17 protein-coding genes are annotated in these 22,501 nt (G+C 72.4%); 5 read left to right on the top strand and 12 right to left on the bottom strand.

Annotation, left to right across the window (positions count from 1 at the left end; translation table 11 throughout):
- Nucleotides 1-24: 24 nt before the first annotated feature.
- Nucleotides 25-717 carry a TetR/AcrR family transcriptional regulator gene (locus SH922_RS32610; RefSeq protein ID WP_393062145.1) on the bottom strand — a complete coding sequence of 231 codons (693 nt, stop codon included), beginning with the start codon at nucleotides 715-717 and terminating at the stop codon, nucleotides 25-27.
- Nucleotides 718-770: 53 nt separating this feature from the next.
- Between SH922_RS32610 and SH922_RS32605 the strand changes: the two genes are divergently transcribed.
- A complete protein-coding gene (locus SH922_RS32605; RefSeq protein WP_393062144.1) occupies nucleotides 771-1,889 on the top strand; it encodes an FAD-dependent oxidoreductase in 1,119 nt (372 codons plus the stop codon).
- A 97-nt stretch (nucleotides 1,890-1,986) separates the two neighbouring features.
- On the opposite strand, the gene SH922_RS32600 is transcribed toward SH922_RS32605, so the two are convergent.
- The 8 genes from SH922_RS32600 to SH922_RS32565 all read right to left on the bottom strand — a co-directional run bounded on the left by SH922_RS32600 (nucleotide 1,987) and on the right by SH922_RS32565 (nucleotide 11,324).
- A complete protein-coding gene (locus SH922_RS32600) occupies nucleotides 1,987-2,709 on the bottom strand; it encodes a GntR family transcriptional regulator (RefSeq protein WP_393062143.1) in 723 nt (240 codons plus the stop codon).
- A gap of 69 nt (nucleotides 2,710-2,778) precedes the next feature.
- The gene (locus tag SH922_RS32595; RefSeq protein ID WP_393062142.1) at nucleotides 2,779-3,780 is read right to left on the bottom strand and encodes a proline racemase family protein; all 1,002 of its coding nucleotides are present in this window, start codon (nucleotides 3,778-3,780) and stop codon (nucleotides 2,779-2,781) included.
- A gap of 100 nt (nucleotides 3,781-3,880) precedes the next feature.
- The gene (locus SH922_RS32590; RefSeq protein ID WP_393062141.1) at nucleotides 3,881-4,789 is read right to left on the bottom strand and encodes a dihydrodipicolinate synthase family protein; all 909 of its coding nucleotides are present in this window, start codon (nucleotides 4,787-4,789) and stop codon (nucleotides 3,881-3,883) included.
- Between the two features lie 64 nt (nucleotides 4,790-4,853).
- Nucleotides 4,854-6,308: an NAD(P)/FAD-dependent oxidoreductase gene (locus tag SH922_RS32585; protein WP_393062140.1), complete on the bottom strand. Its 1,455-nt coding sequence runs from the start codon at nucleotides 6,306-6,308 to the stop codon at nucleotides 4,854-4,856.
- The gene (locus tag SH922_RS32580; protein WP_393062139.1) at nucleotides 6,289-6,627 is read right to left on the bottom strand and encodes a (2Fe-2S)-binding protein; all 339 of its coding nucleotides are present in this window, start codon (nucleotides 6,625-6,627) and stop codon (nucleotides 6,289-6,291) included. The genes SH922_RS32585 and SH922_RS32580 overlap by 20 nt, the downstream gene beginning before the upstream one ends.
- A 149-nt stretch (nucleotides 6,628-6,776) precedes the next feature.
- Nucleotides 6,777-7,952, bottom strand: a complete 1,176-nt coding sequence (locus SH922_RS32575) for an NAD(P)/FAD-dependent oxidoreductase (protein ID WP_393062138.1) — start codon at nucleotides 7,950-7,952, stop codon at nucleotides 6,777-6,779.
- A gap of 149 nt (nucleotides 7,953-8,101) precedes the next feature.
- Nucleotides 8,102-9,844, bottom strand: a complete 1,743-nt coding sequence (locus SH922_RS32570; protein ID WP_393062137.1) for a pyruvate dehydrogenase — start codon at nucleotides 9,842-9,844, stop codon at nucleotides 8,102-8,104.
- A gap of 121 nt (nucleotides 9,845-9,965) precedes the next feature.
- Nucleotides 9,966-11,324 (bottom strand): protein phosphatase 2C domain-containing protein, encoded by a 1,359-nt coding sequence (locus SH922_RS32565; RefSeq protein WP_393062136.1) that lies wholly within the window; start codon nucleotides 11,322-11,324, stop codon nucleotides 9,966-9,968.
- Between the two features lie 54 nt (nucleotides 11,325-11,378).
- Between SH922_RS32565 and SH922_RS32560 the strand changes: the two genes are divergently transcribed.
- Nucleotides 11,379-11,588, top strand: coding sequence for a hypothetical protein (locus tag SH922_RS32560; RefSeq protein ID WP_393062135.1), 210 nt, complete (start codon nucleotides 11,379-11,381; stop codon nucleotides 11,586-11,588).
- 147 nt (nucleotides 11,589-11,735) lie between these two features.
- Here SH922_RS32560 and SH922_RS32555 read toward each other — a convergent pair whose 3' ends face one another.
- Nucleotides 11,736-15,506, bottom strand: a complete 3,771-nt coding sequence (locus SH922_RS32555) for a S8 family serine peptidase (protein WP_393062134.1) — start codon at nucleotides 15,504-15,506, stop codon at nucleotides 11,736-11,738.
- Nucleotides 15,507-15,717: 211 nt separating this feature from the next.
- On the opposite strand from SH922_RS32555, the gene SH922_RS32550 reads away from it, so the two are divergent.
- The 3 genes from SH922_RS32550 to SH922_RS32540 all read left to right on the top strand — a co-directional run bounded on the left by SH922_RS32550 (nucleotide 15,718) and on the right by SH922_RS32540 (nucleotide 19,820).
- Nucleotides 15,718-16,707, top strand: coding sequence for a helix-turn-helix domain-containing protein (locus SH922_RS32550; RefSeq protein ID WP_393062133.1), 990 nt, complete (start codon nucleotides 15,718-15,720; stop codon nucleotides 16,705-16,707).
- A gap of 71 nt (nucleotides 16,708-16,778) precedes the next feature.
- On the top strand, nucleotides 16,779-17,261 hold the full coding sequence (locus SH922_RS32545; RefSeq protein ID WP_393062132.1) for a DUF456 domain-containing protein: 483 nt from the start codon (nucleotides 16,779-16,781) through the stop codon (nucleotides 17,259-17,261).
- Nucleotides 17,262-17,426: 165 nt separating this feature from the next.
- Nucleotides 17,427-19,820 carry a glycoside hydrolase family 95-like protein gene (locus SH922_RS32540; RefSeq protein WP_393062131.1) on the top strand — a complete coding sequence of 798 codons (2,394 nt, stop codon included), beginning with the start codon at nucleotides 17,427-17,429 and terminating at the stop codon, nucleotides 19,818-19,820.
- Nucleotides 19,821-19,825: 5 nt separating this feature from the next.
- On the opposite strand, the gene SH922_RS32535 is transcribed toward SH922_RS32540, so the two are convergent.
- Nucleotides 19,826-21,193 carry a DNA-3-methyladenine glycosylase 2 family protein gene (locus SH922_RS32535; RefSeq protein WP_393062130.1) on the bottom strand — a complete coding sequence of 456 codons (1,368 nt, stop codon included), beginning with the start codon at nucleotides 21,191-21,193 and terminating at the stop codon, nucleotides 19,826-19,828.
- Between the two features lie 72 nt (nucleotides 21,194-21,265).
- Nucleotides 21,266-22,471, bottom strand: a complete 1,206-nt coding sequence (gene rsgA, locus SH922_RS32530; protein ID WP_393062129.1) for a ribosome small subunit-dependent GTPase A — start codon at nucleotides 22,469-22,471, stop codon at nucleotides 21,266-21,268.
- Nucleotides 22,472-22,501: the final 30 nt, after the last annotated feature.

The raw sequence follows: 22,501 nt of genomic DNA, 5'->3' as shown, positions 1-22,501 counted from the left end.
GAGTGCTTCGGCGGCAGTTGAGCGTTACGCCGGCGGCCCGGCGAGTTTGGCGGCCACGGCGTCGAGGACCCAGTCCAGGCCGGTCGCGAAGGACTCCTCGGCGTCCACGTGTGTGCCGTCGTACACGGCCTTGGAAAGCGCCGGGAAGCGGCCCGTGGCCAACACTTTCGTCATACGCGGGCCGGAGGCGCGCTGCCAGTCGCGCGTGGACAGGCCCGTGGCGCGCTCCGCCCGCACGTTGGCGATCTCGCGCCTGATCGCTCCGGTGAAGTAGGCGCTGACCGTCTCCACGGCGCGCATGGCGGTGTCGACGCCGGCGAGGCCGTCGAGGGCGGCCAGCGTGGCCTCGGCCACGGCGATGCCGTTCGGGCCCAGGGCCGGACGGCCGCCGAGCAGGTCGGCCAGCCATTCGTGACGGAGGGCGGCCCGCCTGGTGCGGTGGGCGAGGACGCGCAGCGCCTCCCGCCAGTCACCGGGCTGTTCCTCGGGAAGAACCTCGGCGTAGACCTCGTCCACCATGAGGTCGAACAGCTCCTCCTTGGTGGAGATGTATCCGTACAGCCGCATCGGGCCGGCGTCCAGGCGGGCGGCGACCTTGCGCAACGACACCGCCGCCAGTCCGCCCTCGTCAGCCAGCGCCATGGCTGCGGCGACGATCCGCTCCCGGTCGAGCGGCACAGGGCGATTCGGCGGCTCCGGCCGGTCCCACACAGTCATGGTCACATCGTACTGTTGCGATACACCGTAGCGATTAAATACAGTGTATCGGCATGAGACACCGAATCGCGGTGGTCGGGAGCGGACCTGCCGGCCTTGCCTTCGCCCGCGTCCTGCACCGCCATGACCACCCCGTCGCCGTCCTCGAACGCGATCCAGCCCCCGACGCCCGCCCCCCGGGCGGCACGCTGGACCTGCACGAAGGGCTGGGCCAGCTCGCGCTGGAGAAGGCGGGGCTGCTGGCGGAGTTCCAGGCACTGTCCCGTCCCGAGGGGCAGGCCATGCGCATCCTGGACACGGACGGCGCCGTCCTGCGCGACTGGCGTCCCCGGCCGGACGACCGGGCCAATCCCGAGATCGACCGCGGTCAACTCCGTGACCTGCTGCTCGGCCCTCTCGACGTCCGGTGGGGGCAGGGCGTGACGCAGGTGGCGCCGGGGACCCGGGATGGCGTACTGGTCCAATTCGCGGACGGGCGACAGGAGACGTTCGACCTCGTGATCGGCGCGGACGGCGCCTGGTCCCGGGTCCGCCCGACGGTCTCATCGGTGACGCCGCACTACACCGGCGTCACCTTGATCGAGACCTCCCTGGATGACGTCGACACCCGCCACCCCGACCTCGCCCGCTTGATCGGCGACGGTTCCGTGGCTGTGTACGGCGTGAACCGGGCGCTCGTCGCGCAGCGCAACAGCGGCGGCCACGTCAAGGTGTACGCCCAGTTCCGCGCGCCGCTGGACTGGCACACGAACCTGGACCCGACCGACGTCGAGGCCGTGCGATCGAGTCTGCTGGCCCGGTTCGACGGCTGGGCCGCCCCCGTCCTCGCCCTCCTCCGCCACGGCACCGCTTTCGTCCACCGCCCCCTCTACGTCCTGCCCGTGTCCCACACCTGGACACATGTCCGCGGGGTGACGCTCCTGGGCGACGCCGCCCATCTGATGCCCCCACTGGGGGCAGGAGCGAACCTCGCGATGCTGGAAGGCGCCGAACTCGCCGAGTCCATCGCCACCGGCCCCGGAGATCTGGACGCGACCGTCCGCGCCTTCGAGGAACAGATGTGGGCCCGGGCCGGCAGGTGGGCGAAGATCACGGCCGCCGGTCTGGAACGCCTCGTGAGCCCGGACCCCGCCGAAGCCCTCGCCCTCTTCGACCAGGTCCAGCCGTCCTGACCGCCGAGCGCGAGAACACCGGCCGGGTACCGGGTGGAAGCCGAACCATCACGGCGCTCCGTCCGGGCGACAGCCGCCCCGGAACCGTGCGATGGTCTCAGACCTGGCCGGCCGGCACCTCTTCGGGCGCCTCGCCGGCGCGCTCGGCCCCGTCCTGCCTGCCGTCGGCCCACAGGGACCGGACATGGGACATATGGGCGAGCATGCAGGCCTCGGCCCCCGGGGCGTCACCGGCTGCCACCAGGTCCAGCAGTTGTACGTGTTCCTGCGCGGAGGCGACCAGCTGGCCCGACTCGGCAAGCCGGTTCAGGCCGAACAGCCGGGAGCGCTTGCGTAGTTCGCCGATCTCCTCGACCAGCCGGCGGTTCCCGGCCAGCGCAAGCAGGCCGAGATGGAAGCGGCGGTCCGCCTCCAGATAGCCCAGGATGTCGTGCCGGCGGGCCGCCTCGACGATTTCCAGGGCTACGGGCCGCAGCGCCTCCAACTCCTGTGTGAGACCCATCCCCGCGATCCTGCCCACGGTGGGTACCTCGATCATGGCGCGCAGTTCGGTGAAGTCGTCGAGGTCCTGCTCGGTCAGTTCGGTGATCCGGAAGCCCTTGTTGCGGACGGCCTCGACCAGGCCCTCACGGGCCAGGTCGAGCATCGCCTCGCGGACGGGCGTCGCGGAGACACCGAACTCGGAGGCGAGCGCGGGCGCGGAGTACACGGTCCCGGGCTTCAGCTCGCCGGAGATGAGCGCCGCCCGAAGTGCGTGCGCCACCTGGTCGCGCAGATGCTCCTGCGCCGAGATCACGTTGAGCGACGTCAGGCGGGCCATGTCTGCTCCTCCAGCACCGTGCGGAGCCCAAGAATACAATGTGACGTTGTCCGTTACGGACTCGACGGGTCACAACAGGAAGCCCTCGGGGAACGGGTCGGCCGGGTCGAGGAAGTACTGCGCGGTCCCCGTGACCCAGGCGCGGCCGGTGACGGTGGGGACGACGGCGGGCAACGTTCCCACTGTGGTCTCGGCGACGAGCCGGCCGGTGAACTCCGTACCGATGAAGGACTCGTTGACGAAGTCGGTGTCCAGGGCGAGTTCGCCCCGCGCATGGAGCTGGGCCATGCGTGCGGAGGTGCCGGTGCCGCACGGCGAACGGTCGAACCAGCCGGGGTGGATGGCCATGGCGTGCCGGGAGCGGACGGCATCCGAGCCGGGGGCGATCAACTGGACGTGCTTGAGCCCGTGGATGGCGGGATCGAGCGGGTGGACCGGGCGGTCGGTGGCGTTGACCGCGTCCATCAGGGCGAGCCCGGCGGCCAGCAGCTCGTCCTTGCGGGACCGGTCGAACGGCAGGCCCAGGTCGTCCAGGTGGACCATGGCGTAGAAGTTGCCGCCGTACGCGAGGTCGTACGGCACGGTGCCGTGGCCCGGGACCTTCGCTGTGAGACCGAGTCCGGCGCTGAAGGCGGGGACGTTGGTCAGGGTGACGGAGGTGGCGGCGCCGTCCTCGACCCGGACGTCGACGCTCACCAGCCCGGCGGGGGTGTCCAGCCGCACGGTGGTGACCGGTTCGGTGACCTCCACCATGCCGGTCTCCACCAGGACGGTGGCCACCCCGATGGTGCCGTGCCCGCACATCGGCAGACAGCCGGAGACCTCCATGAACAGGACCCCGAAGTCGGCGTCGGGCCGGGTCGGAGGCTGGAGTATCGCCCCGCTCATGGCCGCGTGGCCGCGCGGCTCGTACATCAGCAGGGTCCGCACCGCGTCCCGGTGCGCCATGAAGTAGGCGCGCCGCTCGGCCATGGTGGCGCCGGGCAGCGTGCCGATGCCGCCGGTGATCACCCGGGTGGGCATGCCTTCGGTGTGCGAGTCGACGGCGTGGAAGATGTGACGCGTGCGCAAGTGTCCCCCTCGATCGTCCGGCCGGTCCTGTACGACGCTCCGGCCGGCGGATGTCTGGTGTGCTGACGGGTGGGGCGACGCCCCCGATTGCCGGCCCCTCTCAGTCGAGGCCCTCGGCGAGCGCCTTCTCGGTGGCCGCGCGCACGGCGGCCAGGGCGCCGGCGTCGAGCGGCATGCGCGGCGGCCGGGTCGGTCCGCCGTGCCGTCCGACGATGTCCATGGACGCCTTGATGGCCTGGACGAACTCCGGCTTGGAGTCCCAGCGCAACAGCGGGTGCAGCCGCCGGTACAGCGGCAGCGCCGTGTCCAGGTCCCCGGACACGGCTGCCCGGTACAGCGCGACGCAGCCGGCGGGCAGCATGTTCGGGCAGCCGGCGATCCAGCCGACGGCACCTGCCAGGGTGAGCTCCAGGAGGACGTCGTCGGCGCCGACCAGCAGGTCGAGCCCCGGGGCCTCCTCGGCGATCTCGTAGGCCCTGCGGACGTCACCGCTGAACTCCTTGACGGCGACGACGGAGCCGTCGGCGTGGAGCTGGGCGAGCAGCCGCGGCGTCAGGTCGACCTTGGTGTCGTACGGATTGTTGTACGCCACGACCGGCAGGCCCACGGAGGCGACTTCCGCGTAGTGCGCACGGACCGCCGCGTCGTCGCACGGGTAGCCGTTGGGCGGCAGCAGCAGGACGGAGCCGGCTCCGGCTTCGGCCGCCTGCTCGGCGCGGCGCCGCGCCTGGGTGCTGTCGTAGGCGGAGACGCCGGGCATCACCCTGGCTCCGTCCCCGGCCGCCTCGACGGCGACCCGCACGACCTGGTCGCGCTCCTGGTCCGTGAGCGTCTGGTACTCCCCCAGCGAGCCGTTGGGCACCACCCCGTCGCACCCTTCGGCGACGAGGTCGTGCACATGTGCGGCGTACGCGTCGAAGTCGACGGACCGGTCCTCGCGCAGGGTGAGCGGCGTGGCGACCATGACGCCTCGCCAGGGACCGGTGCGTGCAGGGATGTTCGCCGTCATGAGGGCTCCTTGGAAGGTGTGACGAAGGCGGGACAGGACATGCCGAGGGGTGGGGTACGCGTCCTCACGTGTCCTCGGGGCGGGCGGCACGGGCGAGCACGGACAGGGGGACGGGGCAGGCGAGCGGACGGCGGTCGGGACTCCCGGTCTCCGCGGCGCAGCCGGAGAGTTCCCGCACGGCGAATCCGCACGTCCGGCCCTGGCACCAGCCCATTCCGGCCCGGGTGAGGAGCTTGACCGTGCGGCTGTCCCCGGCACCGAGTTCACCGACGGCCGTGCGGATCGCGCCGGTGGTGACCTCCTCGCAGCGGCAGACCTCGGTGTCCGTCGTCGTCCAGTCGGTCCAGCCCGGCCCCGGCCGGTGCACGGCAGCCATCAACCCGGCGAACGCGCGCATCCGGCGCCGGGCCCGGCGCAGCGCCGCCGCGCGTGCCGTGCCCCGGCCGCCGCGCGCGTCCGCGATCACGGAGCGGGCGGCCAGTTCGCCCTCGGCCAGGGCGAGGCGGACGCCGCCGATGCCGCCGGTCTCGCCCGCGGCCCAGACTCCGGGCACGGTGGTGCGCAGTTCCTCGTCGAGCTCCAGCGCGGCCGAGCCGTCCGCGGCGCACCGGGTGGCACAGCCCAGCCCGACGGCGAGGTCCAGCTGGGGCACGAGACCGTGCCCGACGGCCAGGGTGTCGCACTCGATCCGGCGCCCGGTCCCGGGCAGCGGACGCCAGTCGCGGTCCAGCCGGCTCACCGTGACGCCCTCCACCCGGTCGGTGCCGTGGACGGCGGTGACCGCCCGGTGCGTCAGCAGCCGGACCCGGTGCCGCGCCAGCGCCACACCGTGCCGGGCCCCTTCGGCGAGCCGGCCGGGGTTGGCGGCCAGCACCATCGGCGCACGTCCGTACGCCCCATAGCCGGAGGCCTCCACCAGTGCGGGCACCCGGGCGCCCGCTCGGGCGAGGGAGACCGCGACGGCCTGCAGCAGCGGTCCGCTGCCTGCGACGACTACGCGTCGGCCCGGCAGCACCAGGCCCGACTTCAGCATGGCCTGCGCCCCGGCCGCTCCGACGACCCCCGGCAGGGTCCAGCCGGGGAACGGGAGTTGGCGCTCGTAGGAGCCGGTCGCGACCAGCAGCCGACGGGCGTCGAGCGTGCCGGCCCCGTCCCGGCCGTCGGGCCCGGTGACCACGTGCAGGGTCCAGTCCGCTCCGCGCCGCTCGACGGCCCAGACGTGGTGGCCGGTGAGGTGGCGGATCCGGCCTGCCGCGCGGTGCCGGTCGAGCCGGGCGGTGAGGGCAACGAAGTCCGCCCAGCCGTGGTGCAGTTGCTCGGGACGGGTGACGCCGAGGCCGGGGGCGGGGGCGCGGTAGTACTGGCCGCCCGGTGCGTCCGCCGCGTCGAGCAGGACCACGTCGAGTCCGCCGTCGGCCGCGGTGACGGCGGCGGCGAGCCCGGCGGGACCGGCACCCACCACCGCGAGTTCGGTGCGCTCGGGCCGGGCGGCGGACGGTTCAGCGGACGGGACCGGCATGTCCGTCCCCTTCCTGCGTGGTGACGGCATCGCCGGGGCGGGCGGGCAGCAGGCAGGCGCGCCGGTTGGGGAGGCCGTTGACGGTGGCCAGGCAGTCGAAGCAGGAGCCGATCCCGCAGAAGGCGCCCCGCGGCCGTCCGGTCACCCGGGTGGTGCGCCAGGTGAGGACGGAGGCGGCCCAGAGGACTGCCGCGATGCTCTGGCCGGGCAGGGCGCGGACCGGGCGGCCGTCGAAGGTGATCTCGAAACCGGGGCCGGGACCGGCGCCGGCCAGGCCGGCCGGGGTTCGTGCGGCCGTACGTATGCGGGGACGTCTCACCAGGGCTCCTGCTCGGTCGGCGGTCGGCGGTCGGGCGGTCCGGACGCTCCCGGACGGGTCGGCGGGCTTCTCGGGGTGTACGGCGTCACGGCTTCGGGGTGTACGGCGTCACGGCGGCGCGGCCTCGGAGGCTGCCGGGTGACCTCGGGTCAGCCTCCGGACCCGGGACGGGGGCCCGCGTCGAACCGGTCCGGGCGGAACGGCTCGGGGTCGAGGGGCGGCGCCTCCCCCCGGATCTCGGCGGTGATCAGCACGGCCGTGGCAGGCGCCAGCCCGATCCCCGCACCCTCATGACCGCAGGCGTGGAAGAGTCCCGGCACGCGGCGGTCGGGCCCGATCGCCGGGAGGTGGTCGGGCAGGTAGGGGCGGAAGCCGTGGTAGGCCCGCAGCACCCGGGTGTGGGCGAGCACCGGGAAGAGCGCGGCTGCCGCCGCGGCCAGCCGGCTGACCACGGGGACGGACAACGTCCGGTCGAAGCCCACCCGTTCACGGCTGGCGCCGATCAGGACCGGCCCTGCCTGCGTGCCCTCCACGACGGGAGAGGTCTGCAGGGCGGCGGATGCGCTCGACACATCGGCCACGTACTCCGCCGCGTACACCTTGTGTCTGATCAGGGGCGGCAGCGGCTCGGTCACCAGGACGAAGCCGCGCCTGGGCAGCACGGGCAGTTCCACGCCCGCCAGAGCCGCCAGCTCCCCGCCCCGTACACCCGTCGCGTTGACCACCGCCGGGGCGAGCAGCTCGCCCGCACGGGTCCGTATGCCGCGCACCGCGCCCGTCGGTCCGGTCAGCACGGCCGTGACCGCCTGCCCCGGGTGAAAGCTCGCTCCGGCGTCGCGGGCAGCGCGGACGAGGTGGGCCGCGGCCAGGGCCGGCTGGACCTGGGCGTCCTGCGGATAGAGGAACCCTCCGGCGAGCCCGGAGGCCAAGTGCGGTTCGAGCGCGTTCAGTTCACTGGCCGCCACCGCGGTGGTCCGGACCCCTGCCGCCCGCTGCCCGGCGGCGGTCGCGGTCAGGGTGGCCAGCGACTCGGGACCTGCCGCGACGACCAGCCCGCCCTTCTGCTCGAACTCGACTGCAGGGGGCAGCACTTCGGCCAGCTCGCGCCAGAGCGCGGCGGACAGGAGCGCGAGGTCCAACTCCGGTCCCGGCACCTTGTCGGAGACCAGGAGGTTCCCCTCCCCCGCTCCGGTGGTGCCGCCGGCGACCGGCCCGCTGTCCACCACCGCGACCGAGAGTCCGGACCGGGCGGCGTAGTACGCGCAGGCGGCACCGACCACTCCGGCGCCGACGACGACCACGTCGAAAGGCTGTCTCGTGAACACGTCAGTAATATGTCACATTGCTCAGAGCCCGCCAAGAGGGCGTCAGACACCTAGATCTGATGCCCCGTCAACCACCAGGGCCTCTCGTTTGGATCATGCCCGGGCTCGCGGGCTCCGGCCTGATCCAAACGAAAGACCTAGTGGAGGCCCTACGGGCGGGGCACGTTACGCAGGTTGGACCGGGCCATCTGGACCATCCGGCCCACGCCGCCATCCAGCACGATCTTGCTGGCGGAGAGCGCGAAGCCGGTCACCATGTCCGCGCTGATCTTCGGCGGGATGGAGAGCGCGTTCGGGTCGGTCACGATGTCGACGAGCGCCGGCCCCTTGTGCTTGAAGGCGTCCTTGAGGGCACTCTCCAGCTGCTTGGGCTTCTCGACGCGGACGCCGTACGCCCCTGAGGCCCGTGCCACGGCCGCGAAGTCGGGGTTCTTGTTGGTCGTACCGAACGACGGCAGTCCGGCGACCAGCATCTCCAGCTCGACCATGCCCAGCGAGGAGTTGTTGAACAGCACGACCTTCACCGGCAGGTCGTACTGGACCAGGGTCAGGAAGTCCCCCATCAGCATGGTGAATCCGCCGTCCCCGGACATCGAGACAACCTGCCGGTTCCGGTCGGTGAACTGCGCGCCGATGGCCTGCGGCAGCGCGTTGGCCATGGAGCCGTGGCTGAACGAACCGATCACCCTGCGCTTGCCGTTCGGCGTCAGATAGCGGGCGGCCCAGACGTTGCACATGCCGGTGTCGACGGTGAACACCGCGTCCTCGTCCGCGAGTTCGTCCAGGACCGAGGCCACGTACTCCGGATGGATCGGGACGTGCTTGTCGACCTTGCGGGTGTACGCGCTGATCACACCCTCCAGCGCGTCCGCGTGCTTCTTGAGCATCCGGTCGAGGAACCTGCGGTCGCTCTTGGCCTTCACCCGCGGCGTCAGACAGCGCAGCGTCTCGCGGACGTCGCCCCAGACCGCCAGGTCGAGCTTGGAGCGGCGGCCCAGGTGTTCGGGACGCACATCGACCTGGACGATCTTCACATCGGTCGGGAGGAAGGCGTTGTACGGGAAGTCCGTGCCGAGCAGGATCAGCAGATCGCACTCGTTGGTGGCCTCGTACGCGGCGCCGTAGCCGAGCAGTCCGCTCATGCCGACGTCGTACGGGTTGTCGTACTGGATCCACTCCTTGCCGCGCAGGGCGTGGCCCACGGGGGCCTTCACCCGCTCGGCGAACTCCATGACCTCGGCGTGCGCACCCGCCGTGCCGCTGCCGCAGAACAGCGTCACCCGTTTGGCCTCGTCGACCATCCGGCAGAGCTTCTCGATCTCCGCGTCGCCCGGGCGCACGGTGGGCCGAGAGGTGACCAGGGCGTGCTCGACGGACTTCTCCGGCGCGGGCTGGGACGCCACATCGCCGGGCATCGAGACGACGGCGACGCCGCCCCGGCCGATCGCGTGCTGGATGGCCGTCTGGAGCAGCCGCGGCATCTGCTGCGGGTTGGAGATCATCTCGTTGTAGTGGCTGCACTCCTGGAAGAGCAGCTCCGGATGGGTCTCCTGGAAGTAGCCGAGCCCGATCTCGCTCGACGGGATGTGCGAGGCGAGCGCGAGGACGGGGGCCATGGACCGATGGGCGTCGTAGAGGCCGTTGATGAGGTGCAGGTTGCCGGGGCCGCACGACCCGGCGCAGGCCGCCAGCTCGCCGGTGACCTGCGCCTCGGCGCCGGCAGCGAACGCGGCCGTCTCCTCGTGCCTGACCTGGATCCAGTCGATGTCCGGGTTGCGGCGGATCGCGTCGACGACCGGGTTGAGACTGTCGCCGACAACCCCGTACAGGCGTTTGACGCCCGCCCGGGCGAGGATGTCGACGAACTGCTCCGACACGTTCTGCTTGGCCATGGGTGCGCACTCCCTCTGCCCGTGCTCCGTGCACGTCCGGCTGACGGCGGTCCGGCGGTTCGGGGCACGCAGCCCCGGCCGGACGGATTCTCCGGAGTCCATCAACCCATGCCCCGGGCGGTTACGCCTCCCAGACGCCGACCGCCGTCCGGTCGTCGGCGTACCCCTTCACCCTGATCTGGGTGTCGGCCAGGAACGCGCCGAGGCCGGGTGCCTGGGCCGGTGTCCAGCGCTCGGCGAGCTCCTCGGCCAGGGCTGACTCGCCGCGCAACGGCTCGGCGAGGCCAGGGCTGCAGAGCAGCAGGGTGTCGCCCGGCCGGGCGACCGACGCGCGGAAGCGGAACGGCTCGGCGGGCGGCGGGACCGGTTCCTCGATGTACGGGGGCGGGGCGGTGGTGACTCCCAGGTCCATGGTCAGCCGGTCCCCCTCGGGGCCGCTCTCGGGCGCCGACCCGTAGCCGGCCACGGGCTCCCCGGTGAGCGCGCCGGTCTGCGGCACCAGCGGTTCGAGGTCCTGCCAGCTGCCGTCCCGCAGCCGGAAGAGCCCGCCGCCGCCCACGCCGAAGAAGACCCGGGTGCGGCACTCGGGGTCGGCGGACAGCAGGAGGCAGCGCAGACCCGCCGTGTACTCGTGCGGTTCGCGGCCGAGTTCGGCGGCGCGGGCGCGCAGCTTCCCGTAGCTGCGGTCGGTGAGACGGTGCAGCCCGGACTTGAGGTCGCGGCGGCGGCCCGCTCTTATGTCGTCGGAGAGACGGGCGTGGCTGCGTCCGACAGCTTCGCCGATCCAGCGGCAGGCGTCGGCCGCCGCCAGGTGCGCGCTTTCGGACGACCGGTCGCCACCTGCGACGGCGACCAGGACGAGCGCGCCGTCCGCGGTGCCGAACCGCGCGGTGAGCAGCGCGTCGCGCCGGACTTCCCCCCGGAAACGGGCGGAGTCACCCCGTACGGAAGCGGCCCGCAGGGTGTACGTGCCGTACCGGGCACCGTCGAGCACGGTGTCGGCGACGAGGCCGTGCAGTCCGCGCGGGTCGGCGGCGGGCAGCGCGGTGGGCTCGGCGTCGTACGTGGGCGGCCTCGCGCCCACGTGGGCGACCGGGGGATGCGGCGCCGGCGCCTCGGGGGCGGGGGCCGGTTCCGTGACGGGGACGACCGGAAGGGCGCCCTCGGGCCGCTCGACGACGGGGCGCCTGGGCAGTGGCGGCGCCGCCCCGTCCGGTACGACGGGCGGGCGGGACACGGCAGTCAGTGCCTCGGCGGGCGTCGGCGGCTCGGCCTCCTGCCCGGCCGGGAGGCTCTGCGTGATCCGGGGATCGGCGAGGGGCGGCGCGACCGGCTCGGATACCGGCCGCACGGGCGGGGGCGGGGGCGGGGGCTGGGGCGGGGCGGGGGCTGGGGCGGAGGTGGCGGAGGCGGAGCAGCAACTGGTGGTGGCGGGGCCGCGAAGGTGCGGGGTCGTGGTGGGCCGGCCGGTGGCTCCCACGGGGCGCGCACGGTCACCTCGGGCGGCGGGGCCGGCGCGACGTCCGCCGTTCGGGTGACTGCGGACGGCGCCGGCCTCGGTTCGGGCACCGGGGCGGCGGTCTCGTACGCCCCACTGTCGTCGGGCGCCACCGCACCCGACGCCGAGTCGAAGCGGTCGTCGAGACTGTCGGCCGCATGGCTCGCCCCCGTGTCCGGGGCGGATTCGTCGTACAGCCTGCGCCACCAGTCGTCCTCGTGGGCGGCGGACCTCTCCCCCTGCTGACTCATGCCCTTATTGTCGACCGCGAAGGCCGTGCGAAAACGGGACATCCGGAAAAACTGGCCGAAGGGCCACCACGCAAAAGGTCCGCCGGGCGGCCCCACCCCCCACGGGAAGGACGCCCGGCGGACCGGTCGGGGTGACGTGACGTCAGCGCACGGCGTAGGCGTCGGTCACGGTCTGGACGACGGAGTTGCCGTTGGCGTCCGTCAGTTCGGTGCGCAGCGTGACGGGCTTGCCGGCCGCGTCCGCGTGGTTCACGGTCGCGGTCCAACGGCCGCCCTGCTGGGCGGTGGTGGCCTCGGTCCAGGTCTCGCCGCCGTCGTACGAGTACGAGACCTTGACCTCGGTCAGCTTGCCGGGCGTGTAGCCGGCGTGGCCCGTGACGCTCAGTCCGATCTGCTGACCGTCCTTCGCCGCCAGGGTCTTCATGCCGTCCGAGGGCAGGTCGTAGCCCGGGAAGAGCAGCGGGATGCCCTGGGAGTAGGCGTTCTCGTCCCGGTGTGAACGGAACTTCCAGGTGGTCTGGGTCATGGTCGACCGCTTCCACACGGCGGCGGGCTGACCGGACTTCATGGTCATCATACTGAGTTCGTACTCGGCGTCCTCGGCCGGGACGGTGAACACCCCGGAGGGCCAGCCGGACTCACCGAGCACCGTGCCACCGCTGCTGAGCCGCATGTTGCCCATGTCTCCGAAGGAGCCCTGGAGCCCGCCGTGTTCGCTGTCGCTCCAGAAACCGGGGGCGACGCCGATCAGATTGTCCTGGCGTTCCGCGGCGAGCTGTTCCCTGCCCTGGCTGTCACGGGGTGCGGACGGGACGAGGATGCCTCCGTACCAGTGCTCGGTGCGGTGCGAACCTGCCTGGTAGGTGCGTACCCGGTCGAACATGGACTCGCCCCAGGGGAAGCTGGAGGAGAGGTAGCGCTGCCAGGAGCTGTCGCCCGCCGAGAAGTACTCGGTGCGCTTCCCGGGTGCGGCGACGGTGTCGAATGCACCGAGGCCGTATGTGGCGCCGTAGGGGCGGGCGACGAGCAGGGTGTCGACGAAGTCGGCCTTGACGCCCATGGACTCGTAGCGGGACTCGACCGAACCGAGCGTCCTGTCCTTGACCTCGTACGTGCGGTCCGAGGTGACGGTGCCCGTCTCGGGGAAGGCCAGGTTGTAGACGAACGGGCTGACCGCGGTGGCCTTCCAGCTCAGCTTCACCGGGCCGGCGGCCAGCGAGGCGGCAAGACCGGCCGCCTCGTCCGCCTGGATCCCGAGCGAGGGCAGGGATGCCGCGCCGTATCCGACGGACGGCTTCCACGGACCCGCGGACGGGCGGTGCGCGATGATCGCCACGGCGCCGGCCGCCTTGGCGTTGCGCGCCTGGGTGACCACGTAGCCGTCGTCCGCGACAGCGACCAGGGCGATCTTGCCCGAGACGTCGGCGGCCTTCAGCTCATCGGGGGTGCCGGTGCCGGCGTCGACGAGTGCGGCCTGGCCCGTTCCGTCGAGGTTGACGGAACCGGAGGACGCGGGGGTGGGGTGCAGGGTGGCGCCGCCGACGACCGCGAGCTTCTCGATCTGCGGGGCGTAGGCACGCCAGAAGCTGTCGAACTCGAAGTCGCCGTCCCGGGCCTTGCCCTGGATGTCGACCACGTAGTCCTTGATGACGCTGCCGCCGGCGATGGACCCGGAGTGCAGCCAGACGTCGTCCCAGCTGCGGCCGAAGGCCAGGGTCCCGCTACGGGTCTCGGTGACCCGGTCCTCGGTCTTCACCTTGATCCGGTGCGCCTTGCGGGCGTCGAGCACCAGGGTGGTGTCCTTGGTGACGTTCAGCTGCGGCCTGGCGAGGTAGCCGACCGACTTGGCGAGGGTCCCTGTGGCGTCCTCGGGGTCGGCCGAGACGATGAAGCTGGAGACGAAGTAGGCGCCGGGGCGCACCTCGTACACCTGGTCGGTGGAGCCGTCGTTGAAGCGGCGCTCACCGGTGGCGGTGTCGGTTCCGATGACGTCGAGCGAGGAAGAACCGGCGGCGGCCTTGCCGTTGCGGTCGATCAGCTTGACGCGCAGGGTGACGGTCTCGGCGCCCACGTACAGCGAGAACGGGGTGGAGACCTTGACGCCGCCGGTGGCGGTGGCCAGCACCCGGCCGGTGACGTCGCCGAACTGGCTGTCCTGGAGCTTCGCGGTCGGGTCGAGCTTCAGCGGGACCTCGACACTCGCTCCGGCGGGCACGGTGACGCTCTTCGCGCCAAGTGCGGCGACGGAGGAGCGGACGGCCGATCCGTCGTTGCCCGTGACACCCTGGAGGGTGAGCGAGAGCTTCACCGGCTTGTCGCCCGTGTTGGTGTACGGGATCTGCACGGTGGTGCGGTCGGTCTTGTCCTGCGGCCAGTTGAACGTGCCGCCCTGGACGGCGGGTGCGCCGGTGAGCGTCGTGTCGATGGCGGCCTTGACGTCGAGCCGGCCGCCGCCGGTCTCGCGTACGTCACCGGGGATGTCGCTCTTCGCGGACGACACGAGGGCCGCCTTGACCTGCTGGGCCGTCCAGTCGGGGTGGCGTTCCTTCACGATGGCGGCGGCGCCCGCGACGTGCGGGGTGGCCATCGACGTACCGGACATCGACTGGTAGGCGTAGACACCGCGGCCGCCTGCCGCGGCGGCGGAGATGTTGACGCCCGGGGCGGCGATCTCGGGCTTGAGGGTGTGCGAGACGATCGCGGGCCCACGGCTGGAGAACTGCGCGGTGGAGTCGTCGCGGTCGACCGCGCCGACGGTCAGCACGCTGGGCGCGCACCCGGGCGAGGAGACGGTGTTGAGCGTCGGCCCCGAGTTGCCGGCCGCGATGACGAACAGGGTGTCCTTGCTCTTGCCGAGCTCCTCGGCGGCCAGGCTCATCGGGTCCGTGCAGTCGGTGGGGGTCTGACTGCCCAGGCTCATGGAGACGACGTCGGCCTTCTGGTCGACGGCCCACTGCATGCCCGCGATGATCCAGGAGGAGTCGCCGGAGCCGCTGTCGTTGAGGACCTTGCCGACGAGCAGATCGGCGCCGGGGGCGACGCCCTTCTTCTTCCCGTCACTGGCCGCACCGCTGCCGCCCACGGTGGAGAGGGTGTGGGTGCCGTGGCCCTGGCGGTCGTCGGTGGTGTCGGAGTCGGTGAAGTTCTTCGACTCGGCGATCCGGCCCTTGAGGTCCGGGTGTTCGGCGTCCGCGCCGGTGTCCAGGACGGCGACCTTGGTGCCCTTGCCGTCGTAGCCGGCGGCCCAGGCAAGGTCGGCGCCGATCTGCTTGGTGGAGCGGTCGAGGCTGGCCTCGACCTTGCGGTCCAGCCAGAGCTTCTTCAGCCCGGCGGCGGAACGTGACCGGCCGGTGCCGGTGACGTCCGACCAGAATGCGGCGGTCTGCTCCTTGTCGGCCTTGAGCGCCACACCGTCGATGGACGGGAGAGCGAGGCCGCGCTCGGCGCCGCGCGGGGTGACGGGCGCGCTGCGTGCGGTGCTCCCGGAGTAGGTCGCGATCAGCGGTACGGAGTCCGCGTGCGCGTCGTCGTACCCCTGCCGGATCAGCCCGGTGACGTTGAAGAGCTCCTCGTCGACGGTGCCCTCGGCGAGCGCCTTCACCGCGGTGTCCGGGTAGACGTACAGGTCCTTGCCCGAGCGGCGGGTCTGCACGAGGGGGACGGTGCCGTCCTCGCGGGCCAGCGCGGTGGCCGAGGCGTTCCCCGAACTGTCGGTGTTCACCAGCACCTTGTCGCCGGTGACCAGCGTGACGGTGACCGGCTTCTTCCCCTGGGCGGCGGCAGCCGCGCTGCCGGTCAGCGGTCTCTTCGTGGTCGCGTCGCCCTGTGGCGCTGCCACGGACGGCGCGATCACCGTGACGGCGAGGACGGCGGCGGTGGCCGCCCCCAGTGCCGTACGCGATATCGGACGCATCGCTCTCCCCAAGTAAAACCGGAACGGAAAGGCGTAAAGGCCAGCATTCCGGAGGTTGTTGGTGCTGCGGTGGCGCCACATTGGCAGAGTGACGGGCGGTGCAGGGATGATGTGCCGCGGCGGGTTTACGCCGTGGCCGCTTCCCGCCACGGCAGGCCGGCCGATCAGTACGACACGACAGGGAAGCAACACGGCCGGGAGGGGTCCGGGAATGCTGGGAGCCATAGGTCTCGACGAGACGCAGGAGTCGGCCTATCGCGCGCTCGTGGCGGTCGGAGCCGCGGAGGTCTCCGATCTCGCGCACCGGCTGGCACTGCCCGAGCGGGACACCGAGCGGGCGCTGCGGCGGCTGGAGCAGCACGGACTGGCTGCCCAGTCGTCGGCCCGTACAGGGCGGTGGGTGGCGGCCCCGCCCGGGGTCGCACTGGGCGCGCTGCTGACCCAGCAGCGCCACGAGCTGGAGCAGGCGGAGCTGGCGGCGGTGCTGCTGGCCGAGGAGTACCGGGTGGACGCCGCCGAACCCGCCGTGCACGATCTGGTCGAGGTGGTCACCGGCGCGAGCGCCGTGGCCCACCGTTTCCACCAGCTGCAGCTGGGGGCGACGAGTGAGGTGTGCGCCCTGGTCACCGGGAACCCGATCGCGGTCAGCGGGCTCGACAACGAGTCGGAGGAGCAGGCCGCCACCCGCGGGGTGTCGTTCCGGGTGGTGGTCGAGCGCGAGGTGCTGAGCCTGCCGTCGGGAATCCTGGAGCTGTCGGCGGCGCTGAGCCGCAACGAGCAGTGCCGCGTCGTGGACCGGGTTCCGACGAAGCTGGTCGTCGCGGACGGGGCGATGGCGATGGTGCCGCTGACCCGTCGCGGCGCGGAGCCCGCGGCCCTGGTGGTGCACGAATCGGGGCTGCTGGAGTCGCTGGCGGGGCTCTTCGAGGCGGTGTGGCGCGACGCGATGCCGCTGCGGCTCGCCGAGAGCGGCCGGATCGGCGAGGACACCACGGGTCCCGATCCGACGGATCTGGAGGTCCTGTCGCTGCTGCTGGCCGGCCTGACCGATGCCAGCGTCGCGAAACAGCTGGACCTGGGGCTGCGGACGGTGCAGCGCCGGGTCAAGGGGCTGATGGAGCTCACCGGGGTGTCGACCAGGCTCCAGCTGGGCTGGCATGCGTACGAACGGGGCTGGGTCGCCCGCGGACCGCGCCTCTGAGCTGCGCCGACGGGCCCGGGGACGGGGACCGACGACGGGCGGGACCGGCCGGATTCCGGCAGGCTGGTCAGATGAGTGTGTGGCAGCTCGTCGCCGTCGGCCTGGTCATGCTGCTCGGCCTGATCGGTGTGCTGTTGCCCGGTGTGCCGGGGCAGGCGATCGTCTGGGCGGCCGTCCTGTGGTGGGCGCTGACGGACATGACGCCGGCCGCCTGGGGCGTCCTGATCGGGGCCACGGCGCTGCTGCTGCTGAACCAGGCGCTGAAACCGCTCCTGCCGCCGCGCCGCCCCCGCGAGACCGGGGCGCCACGGCGGACGCTGATGCTCGGCGGGATCGGCGCGATCACCGGATTCTTCGTGGTCCCGGTGGTCGGAGCGATCGCCGGGTACGTGGGCGTGATCTACGGGGCGGAGCGGCTGCGGCTCGGCAGCCGCGCGGCGGGCTGGGCGTCGGTCCGCTCGGTGATGCGGGCGACCGGCTACTCCGTACTCGTCGAGCTGTTCGCGTGCCTGCTGGTGGTGGGGGCGTGGCTGGGCGCGGTGATCTGGGGCTGAGCCCCCTCCACAGCCATCACGTAGGTGAAGTCCGACCACATGGAGAGAGATACATCGGATCTCTCGCGCCCTATTGACGGGCAGGTGGCTCAAGTCTACGTTCCGTGAGGACATAGCTCGGATGAATTGTTGCGCCTGTCTGCGTACGAATCGCCAGGAGATTCCTTGCCCACAGCACCGGACCACGCCTCCTCCCCCCACACCGATTCCTCGCCCTCCCCTTCCCGGCCCGCCCCCTCCCGCAGAAGCGTTCTCGCCACCGGCACCGCGCTCGGCGGAGTCCTCGTGGCGGGCGGCGCCGCCGTTCCCGCCCAGGCCGCAGCCCCGTCGGCCGCCGCAGCCGCCCCCGTCGTGGTGCACTCCCCCGCGGACAGCTGGAACACCGTCCTCGACGACGCCGACCTGCGCTGGCAGAGGATGCCGAAGACCTGGTACGAGGGCCCGTACCTGGGCAACGGCCGGCTCGGCTCCGGTATCTACGCGGAGCCCGGCGCCGAGACCACGGCGATCCGTTTCAACGTCCAGCACTCCGAGGTCCAGGACCACCGGCCCGAGTTCGGTTCGCTCTTCGGCCTGGCGCGGCTCCCGATCGGCCACTTCACCCTGGAGCCGGCCGGCACCATCACGGGCGTCGACTGGCGGATGCGGCTGCACACCGCCGAGTTGCAGGGCACCGTCACCACCTCGGCCGGCACCCTCACGCTCCGCGCCTTCGTGCAGTCCACCGGTGACGTGCTGGCCGTCGAGGTGACCCCGAGCGCCGGCGAGAAGGACTTCCGCTGGGTCTTCCACCCGGCCGAGGCGATCAGTCCCCGGGCCGCCTTCAAGCCGCTGCCGGACGGCTACACGGGCAACCCCCCGGCCGTCGTCGAGGAGCACGGCGGGACGACCGCGGCTGTGCAGTCGCTGCTCGCGGGCGGAGCGCACGTCACCGCCTGGCGCGAGCGGACACGCGGCGCCGCCCGCACCCTGTACGTGACCGTCACGCACTCCCACCCCGGGAACACCGCCCGCACCCGCGCGCTGCGTACGGTCACGGCCGCCTCCACCCTTCCGTACACCCTGCTTGCCGCCCCGCACCGCGCCTGGTGGGACCATTTCTACCGCAGGAGCTTCCTGTCGCTGCCCGATGCCCGGCTGCAGCGCTTCTACTGGATCCAGCTCTACAAAACGGCGTCGGCCGCACGCAAGGACGCCCCCGTGATGGCCACCTCGGGCCCCTGGCTGGAGCCCACACCGTGGCCCAACACCTGGTGGAACCTCAACGTCCAGCTGGAGTACTGGCTGATCCACGGCTCCAATCACCTGGAGCTCGACGCCGTCACCCGGGCCCTGAGCGAATTCCGCGAGCAGCTCTCCCGCGAGGTCGCCGCCCCCTACCGGGCCGACTCCGCCGGCATCCCCCGCACCACCGACCCACAGCTGGTCAACGGTGCCGCGGTCGCCGACGGCGGCTACGGCGTCGGCATCCCCGGCCAGGACCCGCCCACCCCCGAGGTGGGCAACCTGACCTGGGCCCTGCACAACGTCTGGCTCTCCTACCGCCACACGATGGACCGGTCCGTCCTGCGCGACACCCTCTTCCCGTTGCTGCGCAAGGCCGTCAACTACTACCTGCACTTCCTCACCCCGGGCGCCGACGGCAAGCTGCACCTCCCGGCGACCTTCTCCCCCGAGTACGGCGTCAACGCCCCCGACTGCAACTACGACCTGATGCTGCTGCGCTGGGGCTGCCGCACCCTGCTCGACTCGGCCCGCGAACTGGACGTCCACGATCCACTGACCGCCCGCTGGCAGGAGGTGCTGGCCAGGCTCGCCCCCTACCCGGTCGACGAGAACGGCTACATGATCGGCGCCGGGGTGCCCTTCGCGAAGTCCCACCGCCACTACTCGCACATGCTCGCCGTCTACCCGCTGTACGAGGTCACCGGCGCGACCGACACCGAACGCGCCCTGATCGAGAAGTCCCTCGCCCACTGGGTCGGCTTCGAGGGCGCGCTGCAGGGCTACACCTTCACCGGTGCCGCCTCCATGTCGGCACTGCTCGGCAAGGGCGAGGACGCGCTCACGTACCTGGGTCAGCTGATGAGCCGGTTCATCCAGGCCAACACCATGTACAAGGAGTCCGGCCCCGTCATCGAGACCCCGCTGTCGGCCGCCCAGTCGCTCCACGACATGGTCTGCCAGTCCTGGGGCGACACCATCAGGGTCTTCCCCGCCCTGCCCGCCGCCTGGCAGGACCTGACCGTCCACGACTTCCGTACCCAGGGCGCGTTCCTGCTCAGCGCCGTGCGGGAGGGCGGCCGGACGCGCTGGGTGCGGCTGACGAGCGAGGCGGGCGCGCCCTGCGTCGTACGGCACGGCATCGAGGGCGCCATCGAGGTGCGGGACCGGCACGGACGCCCCCTGGCCCACGAGGAGCAGGACGGCGGTGCGGTACGCATCCGGCTGCGCAAGGGCGAATCGGCGCTGATCACCGCAGTCGGCGACCGCCCGGACCTGACCGTCCGCCCGGTCGCGGCGAACGGACCCGCACCGAGCTGGGGCCTGCCGGCCTGATCCCGTTACGCGGGCACCCGGTCCATGGCCTCCGCACGGCGTACGCCGTAGGAGCGCCAAGGCCGCCACCGGTCCGAGCCGGGCGTTCCGTACGGGTCGACATCGGGGTCGCCCAGGCTGCGCATCCGGATCAGCTTCGCGGTGTCCTGGCCGATGCCCGGCAGCCGCAGCAGCGCCTGCTCGGCCTTGTCCCGGTCGGCGCCCGCGTCGAGCCGCACCCCGCCGTCGGCGAGAGCGGTGGTGAGCGCCCTCAGAGCGGGGCCGGACACCGCGCCGGCCAGGACGCCCGGTTCGGGGAACACATGGGTGAGCCCGCCGCAGGGAACGTCCAGGACCTTCCCGTACGTCTCGACCAGCTCCCCGGCGGCCGCCGGTCCCAGCAGCGCCCGTACGGCGAACTCCTCGGGGTCCGACGTACCGGGCGAGCGCACCCCAGGGCGTGCGGCGACGCCCGCCGCGAGCAGCGGATCGGCGCCGAGCAGTTCGTCCACGGCGTACGGATCGGCGTCCAGGTCGAACAGGCGGCGCAGCCGCTGCACCGCGGTCGTCAGATCGCGCAGGTCCGTGAGGTGGATGCGGGCATCCAGCCAGTTGCCGGCGGACCGCTCGTCCACGGCGGCGATGCCGGTGCCGTGCGGCAGGCGCAGGGTACGGCGGTAGGTCCGGGCCCCGGTCTCCCCGCTGACCTCCTCGATCCGGGCGACCGTCTCGGCGGCGAGCAGGTCGAAGACCTCACGGGCCGCGTACGGCCCCCGGTGCGCGAGCCGGAGCGGAATGCCGGTGGTGCGCGCCTCCCGGACCGCGGTGCCGAGCCCGGTGCCGGCCTCGGTGCGCAGCTCGCTCGGGGTGCGCGCGTAGATCTGCCGGACGGTGTCGTTGAACTGACGCACCGAGGCGAAACCGGCCGCAAAAGCGATCTCGGTGACGGGTAGCCCGGTGGTCTGGAGCAGGACCCGGGCGGTGTGCGCGCGCTGGGCGCGGGCCAGGGCGACGGGCCCGGCGCCCAGCTCGGCGTTGAGCTGCCGCTGGACCTGCCGCGAGCTGTAGCCGAGCCGGTGGGCGAGACCGGGGACGCCTTCCCGGTCCACCACACCGTCGCCGATCATCCGCATGGCGCGGCCGACCACGTCCGCCCGGACGTTCCAGTCCGCGGAGCCGGGCACGGCGTCCGGGCGGCAGCGTCTGCACGCCCGGAAGCCGTTGCCCTGCGCGGCGGCCGCGGTCGGGTAGAAGCGGACGTTCTTCCGCTTGGGGGTGACGGCGGGGCAGCTCGGCCGGCAGTAGATGCCGGTCGTCTCGACGGCGAAGAAGAACTCCCCGTCGAAACGCGCATCGCGGCTGCTCACCGCCTCGTACCTGGTCTCTTCGTCCATCACACCGTCCAGTGTGCGCCACCGGACCCGGCCGCACTCGCGGTTTTCGGACGTCGACCAGGGGTGCTCCGGCTACCGCACGCGGCCCCGCTTCGCCTCCATGGCGGCCCGGCCCTCGGCCCCCTTGCGCTTCCAGTCGCGGCGGATCTCGGACCGGACCCGGGCATCGGTCTTGGCGACGATGCGCTGGTTCTCGCGCAGCAGCTTGCGGTAGCTGTCGTAGCGCCGCTCGGGCAGCGTTCCGTCCTCGATCGCCGCCAGCACCGCGCAGCCCGGCTCGGCCGCGTGGGAGCAGTCCTGGAACCGGCACTGCCCGGCCAGCTCCTCGATCTCGGAGAACACCTGGCCGACGCCTGTCTCCGCGTCCCACAGGCCGACCCCGCGCAGCCCCGGGGTGTCGATCAGGACGCCGCCGGAGGGCAGGACCAGCAGGTTGCGGGTCGTGGTGGTGTGCCGGCCCTTGCCGTCCGCGTCACGGGTGGTCTGCACCTCCATCGCGTCGTGCCCGAGCAGGGTGTTGGCGAGCGTGGACTTGCCCGCACCGGAGACACCGAGCAGCACGCTCGTACCGCCGGAGACGATCGCGGAGAACACGTCGACGCCCTCACCGGTGGCGGAGCTGACGGGCAGCACCTGCACGCCCGGCGCGAGACGCTCGATGTCCTGGACGAGGTGGGACAGGGTCACGGCGTCCGGGACCAGATCGGCCTTGGTCAGGACGACGAGGGTCTCGGCAACGCCGTCCCCGGCCGATGCCGCGTCGCGCAGCAGCGCGTCGCCGCCGGAACTGGACATGGCCAGGGCGAGGAACCGCTCCACCCGCCCCAGGTCGAGCTCCACCGCCAGCGAGACGCAGATGGCGATGTGGTCGACGTTGGTGGCGAGCACCTGACCCTCGGAACGCTTGGACGAGGTCGAGCGGACGAAGGCCGTGCGCCGCGGCAGCAGCGTACGGACGAACTGCGGGTCACCGTCGGGGTCAACGGCTGCCCAGTCGCCCGTGCAGACGATCCGCATCGGGTCACGGGGCACGACGAACGCGGTGTCCGCGCGGACCGTGCCCTGCGGGGTGACGACGTCGCACTGCCCGCGGTCGACCCGCACCACGCGTCCCGGCAGCAGCCCCTGTTCGGCGTACGGCGCGAACTCGGCCGCCCAGCCGTCGTCCCAGCCGTAGGCGGAGAGGGGGTGCGACGACGAGGAGCCCTGAAGAGTGGAGAAAGGAGAAGAAGAGGACGGGAAAGACAAGGGAAACCCTTCACAGGGTGGCCCCGGCATTGCGCACTGAGGCGCAGAGGTTCTCGAGGT

Source organism: Streptomyces sp. LN549 (assembly GCF_043203805.1).
Classification (GTDB): Bacteria; Actinomycetota; Actinomycetes; order Streptomycetales; family Streptomycetaceae; genus Streptomyces.
The sequence above is the reverse complement of the archived record's forward strand: the minus strand, read 5'-3'. Positions and strand labels throughout refer to the sequence as shown.

Excerpts from the sequence above, each read along its gene's own strand:
- rsgA (WP_393062129.1), bottom strand. The coding sequence starts at position 22,471 with ATGCCGGGGCCACCCTGTGAAGGGTTTCCCTTGTCTTTCCCGTCCTCT.
- SH922_RS32605 (WP_393062144.1), top strand. The coding sequence starts at position 771 with ATGAGACACCGAATCGCGGTGGTCGGGAGCGGACCTGCCGGCCTTGCC.
- SH922_RS32570 (WP_393062137.1), bottom strand. The coding sequence starts at position 9,844 with ATGGCCAAGCAGAACGTGTCGGAGCAGTTCGTCGACATCCTCGCCCGG.
- SH922_RS32545 (WP_393062132.1), top strand. The coding sequence starts at position 16,779 with ATGAGTGTGTGGCAGCTCGTCGCCGTCGGCCTGGTCATGCTGCTCGGC.
- SH922_RS32610 (WP_393062145.1), bottom strand. The coding sequence starts at position 717 with ATGACTGTGTGGGACCGGCCGGAGCCGCCGAATCGCCCTGTGCCGCTC.
- SH922_RS32550 (WP_393062133.1), top strand. The coding sequence starts at position 15,718 with ATGCTGGGAGCCATAGGTCTCGACGAGACGCAGGAGTCGGCCTATCGC.
- SH922_RS32600 (WP_393062143.1), bottom strand. The coding sequence starts at position 2,709 with ATGGCCCGCCTGACGTCGCTCAACGTGATCTCGGCGCAGGAGCATCTG.
- SH922_RS32590 (WP_393062141.1), bottom strand. The coding sequence starts at position 4,789 with ATGACGGCGAACATCCCTGCACGCACCGGTCCCTGGCGAGGCGTCATG.
- SH922_RS32585 (WP_393062140.1), bottom strand. The coding sequence starts at position 6,308 with ATGCCGGTCCCGTCCGCTGAACCGTCCGCCGCCCGGCCCGAGCGCACC.
- SH922_RS32535 (WP_393062130.1), bottom strand. The coding sequence starts at position 21,193 with ATGGACGAAGAGACCAGGTACGAGGCGGTGAGCAGCCGCGATGCGCGT.
- SH922_RS32555 (WP_393062134.1), bottom strand. The coding sequence starts at position 15,506 with ATGCGTCCGATATCGCGTACGGCACTGGGGGCGGCCACCGCCGCCGTC.